We start from the raw sequence: 6008 nt of genomic DNA, 5'->3' as shown, positions 1-6008 counted from the left end.
CTCTCCAAGCATCAGGTCAACGTTGTTCCACCCCGTAGGCGGAAGTTTGCGGGATGTCCATACGTCATCGCCGACAGCACTTCCCTCTATTGCCCCATGGGTAGCAATTTTTGTCTCTGTCACTGTGCCCCCACTCGCTTCTGATAGTAAATCCCTACTGCCACTCGGCTCTCCGTAAGGCAACACGACCCATAGCCACGGTCCTTCTATTGCCGATCCTCCTTTTGGGAATGCCGGATTGGCGTGCCAAAGGAATGTCGTTATATTCTCACGTAATCCATCCAGAGGCGAAATGTCAGAGATCGCATTTTTATAAACCCCTAGCCATTTCAAGTTAGTTAACCCGGCAAGGGGCGCTACATCCGATATGTCGTTTGCTCCAACATTTAGCCATTTCAAGTTGATTAACCCTGCAAGCGGGGATACATCCGGAATATTGTTATGGTCAAGACCCAGACGATTTAACTTGGTTAACCCGGCAAGTGGGGATATATCCGATACTTTGTTACCATTAAGATGAAGTTCTTTCAAACCAGTTAAGCCCACCAAAGGTGTAAGGTCTGATACGTCTCCGCAACAAGCCTCTAAGAACTCCAGTTTTGTTAATCCCGAAAGGGGTGATAAATCGGATATGAAATCGCTTCCAGTCCAGAGCGTTTTCAGGTTAATCAAATCTGCAAGAGGTGACAGGTCGGAAACATTGTTAGCCTCAAAAGCTAAAGTCTCCAGATTGGTTAGTCCTGCAAGGGGTGATAGGTCAGATACATCGTCCCCCTCAATACGTAAAGACTCCAAATTGATTAATCCTGCTATCGGCAACAGGCCGGATGCTCCAGGCACATGCACCTGTAGGTGAATGAGATTTGTTAAGCCTCTCAAGGGGGATAGGTCGGATATGGGGTTGAAGTTAATCATAAGTGTACGCAGTCCGATTAATCCTGCTATCGGTGAAATGTCAATGATTTGATTATACCTGAGACGTAACTCATTCAGACTTGTTGCAAACTGAAGTCCTGTTAAATCTCGGATACCTCTGCTCTCTACATTAACTCCTCCCAACCTTTCCATCTCTCCCACAGTAATTGGAGCATTAGGACTCTTGCCAAGTTCCTCTGCAATCGCAGCACGGAGGTTTGTGTCAGGGATATGAACAAACGCACCCGGTAGGCGGTCCGGCTGCGGCACAACGGGGGTCTTGTCAACTAACTGTGGGAAATCTAACGCAAAAAGTATATCTCGGAAGTTCGATGTCCAGGCATCTCTTTTCATACTCCCATTCGCACTGTCTAATACCAACAAACCTATGTTCTGTAGCCCTATATTCTCACGTATCTTCTCAAGGAATACTTCTGTCTCTAATCCAACCACCGCGGCGGCATACGCAGCGTCGACAGTTCCCTGGAATACCTCATGGAAACGGGATATCGGTTCTATTCCTCCAAGCTCACCACCCGTCGCTTCCAGTGCCTCTTTGTACCTACCCGTATCCTCCTGTAAGAGCGCGTCTATCTCTGATTGTTCGACATATAGTCTTAGTGCTTGTGCTTTATCATACGCTGGGGTCGCATTACTTTCTATTACGGAACGCACCTCGTCCTCAAACGTCTTCATTCCCTCTGTATGACAACCGAAACAGGAGAGTCCGTTACGCACCGTGGGGTCACTCGCAGCAGGATTGGAAACAATGTTTATCGGGGCGTCATCCAACCGAAACCCAGACGCATTGGTAACGTAGTAGGCTTGTAACCCGTTGGGAAGATTAAAGATAACCTCCCCACCATCATGGGTGAAAGAGAGTGGCCAACACTGCCAGCAAAGTCGTAGAGTAGGGCAGGTGATTCTGATATAAACCAGAGTTCCCTTGCCCCCTCTCCAAACCGTGCGTGAGACTTTCATCTCACACGGCTCTCCAGTTAGACTTTTATGGTTTGCCTCATATCGGGCAGTTTCCCCTGATGTAGAAGATTATGACAACTAATGCAGAGTATTAGGGTTTTCCGATTCCTTGCTATCATAACCTTTTCCCATCTCTCAAGATGTGGCTTTGATTTCAAATCTCTCAATTTTATAACATGATGCACTTCGACTGGCTTATCCAAATTGCCACAATATTCACATTGTTCTGCTTCTATTCTCCGAATCAACTCCGTTCCAGAGTGAAATAGGTAAGCTGTGAGAGGCAGTTCGTCTTTGGTTTCAACCGATTTGCTCATGTGCTTTAGTTGGAAGATTCTAATCGTTTTCCATTCATCTTTGAATCTATATCTGAGATAGTGCTCATTGGGTCTTTTTAAGTCTGTAGCGACATTCGTCAAGGAACGTTTTCTCTTACTTGCAATAGTCTTGAAAAGACTATATAAAGCTAAGTAAAAGAGTTTGCGTAGTCTGCTCTTGACGTTTCCAGCCAAACTATAGTAATTTGCCAATCCTCTCAGTTCAGCATTGTAAGCCTCAACGATTTCTACCTCTGACGATTTTATGAGATATGGTCTATGTATTGATTTCATACTTTGCCAATTTCCATAGCCATATTTTTTACAGAAGTCTCTAACTTTTCTTTCAGGAACGGATAGAACAATCTTCCCCGTAAGGGTTCTTTGGGTGCGATGTTTACCATCTTTCAACTTTTGCTTTACAGTTCTATTGACTCTGAATGTTCGGATTTCGTAACTAAGAAACTCAATACCTTTAATGAGCCTCTCTATTCCTGTCTTTTCAGGCGATAGTTGTAAATACAAGTTTTCCTTCAAGAAGTCCTCGACAGATTGCATTATCATTCTTGCATCGCCATAACTGCCAGCGACTCCACAGATGAAGTCATCGGCATATCGGCAATACCTTAGCCTTTTGTATTCATCTGTGTTTTCAATCTTTGAGGGTAGGGTTTTCTGTTCCTTCTGAAGTGCCTTTAGTTCACTGATTGTATTAGGGGCAACCCCTGATTTTCTCAGTTTTTCTCTCCATCGTTCTATCTTGCTACTGACTCGTCTATGTTCAGGGCTGACTGGTCTTCTTTTGCCTACGTTAAACTCAGTGATAAGATTAGCCATGAATCCATCGAGTTCATGTAGATAGATGTTTGATAGAACGGGGCTGATGATTCCGCCTTGCGGCGTTCCGCTGTATGTTCGATGATATTTCCAATCCTCAAGATAACCTGCCTTGAGGAGAGCTTTAGTCAATTTAATAAAGCGTTTATCATCAATTTTCTTTTCTAACAGTTCAATCATGGTATCATGATTCATGTTATCAAAGAATCCCTTAATATCGTATTCGATAAGCCATTTTGTTCCAGTCCAAGTTTTCTGCACCTGCTTTAAGGCAGTATGGCAGGATTTATTCGGTCTGAATCCATGAGAGAAATCATAGAAAATAGGCTCGTAAATCTGCTCAAGTAGAATCTTGATGACTGATTGAACTAGCTTATCATCGCCTGAAGGCACTCCAAGAGGTCTCATCTTACCGTCTCTCTTGGGAATATATGCCCGCCTCGCAGGCTTGGGTTTATAAGTGTCTGCCTTCAGACTATTGATGAGTTTATGAACTCGCTTAACCGAAAAGCCGTCGAGCGTTACTTCATCAATGCCTTTTGTCATTGCACCCGTGTTAGAGTAGATATTTGTATACGCCAAATACCATAACTCATCAAGACGCATGATTTCATGAAGGTTTCTCACTCTAAAGCCATTCCTTGAGGCTTTTTCCAGCCCCTCTAATTTTCGAGTTAGTTTAGCGAAATCCATCTTGGAAGTCTTCCTAATCTGAAAATTAAAGTTTATCTAACCTACCGCCCTTCCCCCTTCTCCCTCTCGACTTTCGCCTTCATTGCTGAAAACTTATATCTCAAGGATAGGTGTTTATCACACTGCATTGAGCCTTTTTTGACTCTATACGTTGGGTAATATGGCGATTCCGTTGACATATTGATTCAAAGAATCAACTTAGCCAATCCCGTATTTCCAATGATTCAAAGGTGTGATGTGTTTAGAGTCCCTTTTATCCCTTTAATCCTGAATGTATCAGGCATGTTGGAGAAACCAAATACAGTTAAAGTGGCAAGCTACGATTACCCCTGTATTCTCCAATATGGCGTTCCTTCAATCAGTTGTGAGCCATGACCTCCCTACTGTTGCTGAATATATCAGCAAATCCATACGCCATTGCTTGGAATAGAGCCATGAGAACTTGGGATTCAGGCATTTCAGCCTTGCTCATGCACATCTTACACTGACGACCGTCTAACTTAGGATATTTCAGTCATTGCCGCCTTTTCCAGAGATGCTATGTTCAGCCCTCCCTTTCGGGATTTCAGGCGATGATTCGCCGAACCTAACTCTGGTGCGTATGGGATATTTTGGCAATCCCAGCCTCCTATGGAGGCACTTCTAATCACCGTTTATACGGCGCACGTAACTTTTCCAATATGCGCCATACCGAGATTTATGCCGTTCTATCACCCGGTTGTTAGCCGATACTCCAGAATCGTTAGTGCCTGCCCGCCAGACACGCACCCCCGGCGCATCGTTGATGTTACGGAGGACATCGACTTCCAATCGGGTTTCCAATTCCCTATCTGTCAATGGTAGAGAGAGCAGGTCGTGATACAGTGGGGGTAAAGATGCTTGTGCGACAAACCAGTCGACATGCACCGATGGTATATTACTTTTCGTCTCTGTTTGTAACCGTCCCAATTGTGCCTTCAGCGCGGTCTGTGTTGGGGCATCAAACGAGATGTGGTAGGGATATGTCGCTTCTATCTGTCCCCACCCGTCATTGACGTCCCATTCATAGTGTCTTAGGTCGATGTAAAAGATAGTCCCTTGTGGGTCGATGGGCTCTGGGTTAATGACCTCAACCCCCCATGAGAGGCTATTGACCAGTTTGAACAGTGCTTTGCGGTATTCTTGAAGTATCCCCACAGACTCCCCTGCATTATAGAGATGTGTCATAGTGAAGTAACGGGCAAAGGCACGGTCAAAGGGTGCAAGAGACATCAGATGCGTCTCAATGGTATTGAGGACTGCACTAGGAGAGATGAAGTCACCATCGGAGACAGAAGTTACCGCCCAATCGGGAGCGCCAGCTAATATCCAGTTACGGATTGCGTTAATTGACTGATCGGGCAGTTGGGGTTGTCCAAGTGGCATCCGTTTAGCCGTTTCAGTGGTTATGAGCCGCTTGTACAGTTCAGATGCATCGGGATTTCCCGGTACAACGCTCCCTTTTTCGATGAGTGCATTGTGCTCCATTAAGAGGGATTCTTTATAAGCACCGTCAGGACCGTGGCAGATAAGGCAGCTTATCTGTTGTTGGGCGGATACATTTTGAGAACTCGCAATGAATATCAATAGACCGACGAGTGTGATGAGATGATGTGGCTTACAAATCCGAATCAAATCAGGGACTAAGTGACGTTTAAACATTATAATAAAATACTCCTTAGAAGTTCAAGATCCGCTAGTTCGGTGTATGGGACATGGAGCGGAATAGGTCAGAGGCTGAGTTTCAAATAAGTAGTCCTGAACATTCTTAATCTCAGAAACTTTCTCATTCACCCATTTGTCGGATTGCTTCCTCATAGACCTCTCTAAGTGGCACACCGTGTTGCTCCGCAAGTTCCTTGCAATCTTCGTATTCGGGAACCGTTTTAATTAACTGACCGTCCAAATATCCGCTTTTCGCGCGAACAGCTCCCCACCGTGTCTGGATATCGACAAAGTCACGGGTGAGTTTTAATCGGTCAACGGTGTAGCATCTGACACCAAACGTAGTTGTTTCTACAAGAAGCATTTCACTGAGGGTATTACGGAGGGGAAGTGTACAAAGGACACTCAGTTTTGTCGCGGGACGACCTTTCTTCATGAATATTGGGGTCATGAAGACATCAAGAGCACCTCGCTCAAAGAGTTGCTCCATCAGGTAGCCTGCAATCTCTGGCGACATATCGTCAAGGTTGGTTTCAATTACGCAGACCTGATCATGCTCGATAGTTTTTTTTTACCGATACA

Annotated in this window: 3 protein-coding genes and 1 pseudogene; all 4 read right to left on the bottom strand. The window is 44.9% G+C overall.

Annotated elements, in window-relative coordinates; translation table 11 throughout:
- Positions 1-1896: leucine-rich repeat domain-containing protein (locus tag J4G02_18075; protein ID MCE2396444.1), on the bottom strand; the 1896-nt coding region annotated here is incomplete at its 3' end.
- Positions 1897-1913: 17 nt separating this feature from the next.
- Positions 1914-3743, bottom strand: a complete 1830-nt coding sequence (locus tag J4G02_18070) for a hypothetical protein (protein MCE2396443.1) — start codon at positions 3741-3743, stop codon at positions 1914-1916.
- A 666-nt stretch (positions 3744-4409) separates the two neighbouring features.
- Positions 4410-5423: pseudogene (locus J4G02_18065) on the bottom strand (hypothetical protein).
- Between the two features lie 124 nt (positions 5424-5547).
- Positions 5548-5943, bottom strand: coding sequence for a DUF111 family protein (locus J4G02_18060; protein ID MCE2396442.1), 396 nt, complete (start codon positions 5941-5943; stop codon positions 5548-5550).
- Positions 5944-6008: the final 65 nt, after the last annotated feature.

The organism is Candidatus Poribacteria bacterium, assembly GCA_021295755.1.
Classification (GTDB): Bacteria; Poribacteria; WGA-4E; order WGA-4E; family PCPOR2b; genus PCPOR2b.
Note: the sequence above shows the minus strand (reverse complement) of the source record. Positions and strands in the feature narration are given on the sequence as shown.

Excerpts from the sequence above, each read along its gene's own strand:
- J4G02_18070 (MCE2396443.1), bottom strand. The coding sequence starts at position 3,743 with ATGGATTTCGCTAAACTAACTCGAAAATTAGAGGGGCTGGAAAAAGCC.
- J4G02_18060 (MCE2396442.1), bottom strand. The coding sequence starts at position 5,943 with ATGTCGCCAGAGATTGCAGGCTACCTGATGGAGCAACTCTTTGAGCGA.